Raw genomic sequence first — 2,056 nt, 5'->3', positions numbered from 1 at the left:
CGCTCGTCGGCCTCGCCAAGCGCGGCCTGAAGGGGCTGCCGACCGTCGCCATGAAAACCCCCGACGACATCCCGGCCGCCATCGAGCTGATTGAGCAGAGCTGACAAAGGACCGCATGACCACCCTGAAGCAGGCCGTAGGGCCCAAGTACACCCGCATCCTGTCGTTCGGGGCCGCCCGCGGCGACCTGACGGTGCCGAACGACGACCTCGTCGGCCCGATCGATTCCAGCGACGAGTGGATCCGCCAGCGCACCGGCATCGTCACCCGCAAGCGCGCGAGCAAAGGTGTCGACGCGATCGACCTCGCCGAGACCGCGTCGAACGAAGCGATCGCGAAAGCCGGCATCCGGCCCGATCAGATCGGCGCCGTGATCGTCTCGACGATCAGCAACGTCGCGGTGACCCCGTCGATGGCGGCGTTGCTCGCCGAGAGGGTCGGCGCGAACCCCGCCCCCGCCTACGACGTCAGCGCCGCCTGCGCCGGCTACACCTACGCGATCGCGCAGGCCGACGCGCTCGTGCGCAGCGGTGCGGCGGAGTACGTGCTCGTGGTCGGTGCCGAGAAGCTCTCCCAGTACGTGCACCCCGAAGACCGGTCGATCTCGTTCCTGCTCGGCGACGGCGCGGGCGCGGCAGTCATCGGCCCTGCCGATGAGCCCGGAATCTCGGCATCGGTGTGGGGCTCGGACGGCTCCAAGTGGGATGCCGTCGGCATGAACGCCACCTTCGAGGAGTACCTCGACAAGGTGAAGCCGTGGCCGACAATGCGCCAGGACGGCCAGACGGTGTTCCGCTGGGCGGTGTGGGAGATGGCGAAGGTCGCCAAGGAGGCGCTCGAAGCGGCCGGGGTGACGGTGGATGATCTCGCCGCATTCGTGCCGCACCAGGCGAACATGCGCATCATCGACGAACTCGCGAAACAGTTGAAGCTCCCCGAGAAGGTGCTCATCGGACGGGACATCGAGACCACCGGGAATACCTCGGCCGCATCCATCCCGCTCGCAACCCACCGGCTGCTCGAGGAGCATCCCGAACTCAGCGGCGGGCTCGCCCTGCAGATCGGCTTCGGCGCGGGGCTCGTCTACGGCGCTCAGGTCGTGCGGCTGCCCTGATCGGGCACGCCTGCCCTAATTGCAGACAACTGGCCTAATAGAATCGACTCCGGTCATTCGATTCATCAGATTTACCCTCACCGAACCCCAAGGAGAAGCACCATGGCACTGTCCACCGAAGAGGTCCTCGCGGGCCTCGCCGAGCTCATCAACGACGAGACCGGCATCGCGACCGACAGCGTGGAGCTCGACAAGTCGTTCACCGACGACCTCGACATCGACTCCATCTCGATGATGACGATCGTCGTCAACGCCGAAGAGAAGTTCGACGTGAAGATCCCCGATGAAGAGGTCAAGAACCTCACCACCGTCGGCGACGCCGTCAGCTTCATCGTCAAGGCCCAGAACTAAGCGAACTCGGCCTAGTCGTCGTGATGGGGGCGCGAGCCCCCATCTCCCCCTTACGAGTATTGGATTCGAATGACCAAGCGAATCGTCGTCACCGGCATCGGCGCATCCACGCCTCTCGGTGGCACCGCCCAGGACACCTGGACCGCCCTCCTCGCGGGTGAGTCCGGCGCCAACACGCTCAGCTACGAGTGGGCGAGCATGTACGACCTCCCCGTCACCTTCGCGATGGAAGCGAAGGTGCGGCCCGCTGAGGTGCTGGAGCGCGTCGAGACCAAGCGGCTCGACCCGAGCGCCCAGTTCGCCGTAATCTCGGCGCGGGAAGCCTGGCAGGATGCCGGCGCGCCGGACATCGACAAGACCCGTATCGGCGTCGAGTACTCGACCGGCATCGGTGGGCTGTGGACGCTCCTCGACGCGTGGGACACCCTCCGTGAGAAGGGGTCGCGTCGGGTTCTGCCGATGACGGTGCCGATGCTCATGCCGAATGCGGCATCCGCTGCCGTTTCGATGGATCTGGATGCGCGCGCCTTCGCCCGCACCGACGTTTCGGCGTGCGCGTCGAGCACCGAGGCGATCGCCAACGCCTACGAC

At 66.3% G+C, this 2,056-nt stretch carries 3 protein-coding genes and 1 pseudogene; all 4 read left to right on the top strand.

Going from position 1 to position 2,056, the window contains the following annotated elements; genetic code table 11:
- Positions 1 to 104: pseudogene (locus tag RMO30_RS03245) on the top strand (ACP S-malonyltransferase); the annotation flags it as partial.
- 11 nt (positions 105 to 115) lie between these two features.
- Positions 116 to 1,114 (top strand): beta-ketoacyl-ACP synthase III, encoded by a 999-nt coding sequence (locus tag RMO30_RS03240; protein WP_309709453.1) that lies wholly within the window; start codon positions 116 to 118, stop codon positions 1,112 to 1,114.
- Positions 1,115 to 1,216: 102 nt separating this feature from the next.
- Positions 1,217 to 1,465, top strand: coding sequence for an acyl carrier protein (locus RMO30_RS03235; RefSeq protein WP_309709451.1), 249 nt, complete (start codon positions 1,217 to 1,219; stop codon positions 1,463 to 1,465).
- A gap of 69 nt (positions 1,466 to 1,534) precedes the next feature.
- Positions 1,535 to 2,056: beta-ketoacyl synthase N-terminal-like domain-containing protein (locus tag RMO30_RS03230; protein WP_309709450.1), on the top strand; the 522-nt coding region annotated here is incomplete at its 3' end.

The organism is Pseudolysinimonas sp., from assembly GCF_031389465.1.
Classification (GTDB): domain Bacteria; phylum Actinomycetota; class Actinomycetes; order Actinomycetales; family Microbacteriaceae; genus Pseudolysinimonas_A.
The sequence above is the reverse complement of the archived record's forward strand: the minus strand, read 5'-3'. Positions and strand labels throughout refer to the sequence as shown.

What these genes read in the sequence shown, in the direction of transcription:
- RMO30_RS03235 (WP_309709451.1), top strand. Translation starts at nt 1,217, where the DNA reads ATGGCACTGTCCACCGAAGAGGTCCTCGCGGGCCTCGCCGAGCTCATC.
- RMO30_RS03240 (WP_309709453.1), top strand. Translation starts at nt 116, where the DNA reads ATGACCACCCTGAAGCAGGCCGTAGGGCCCAAGTACACCCGCATCCTG.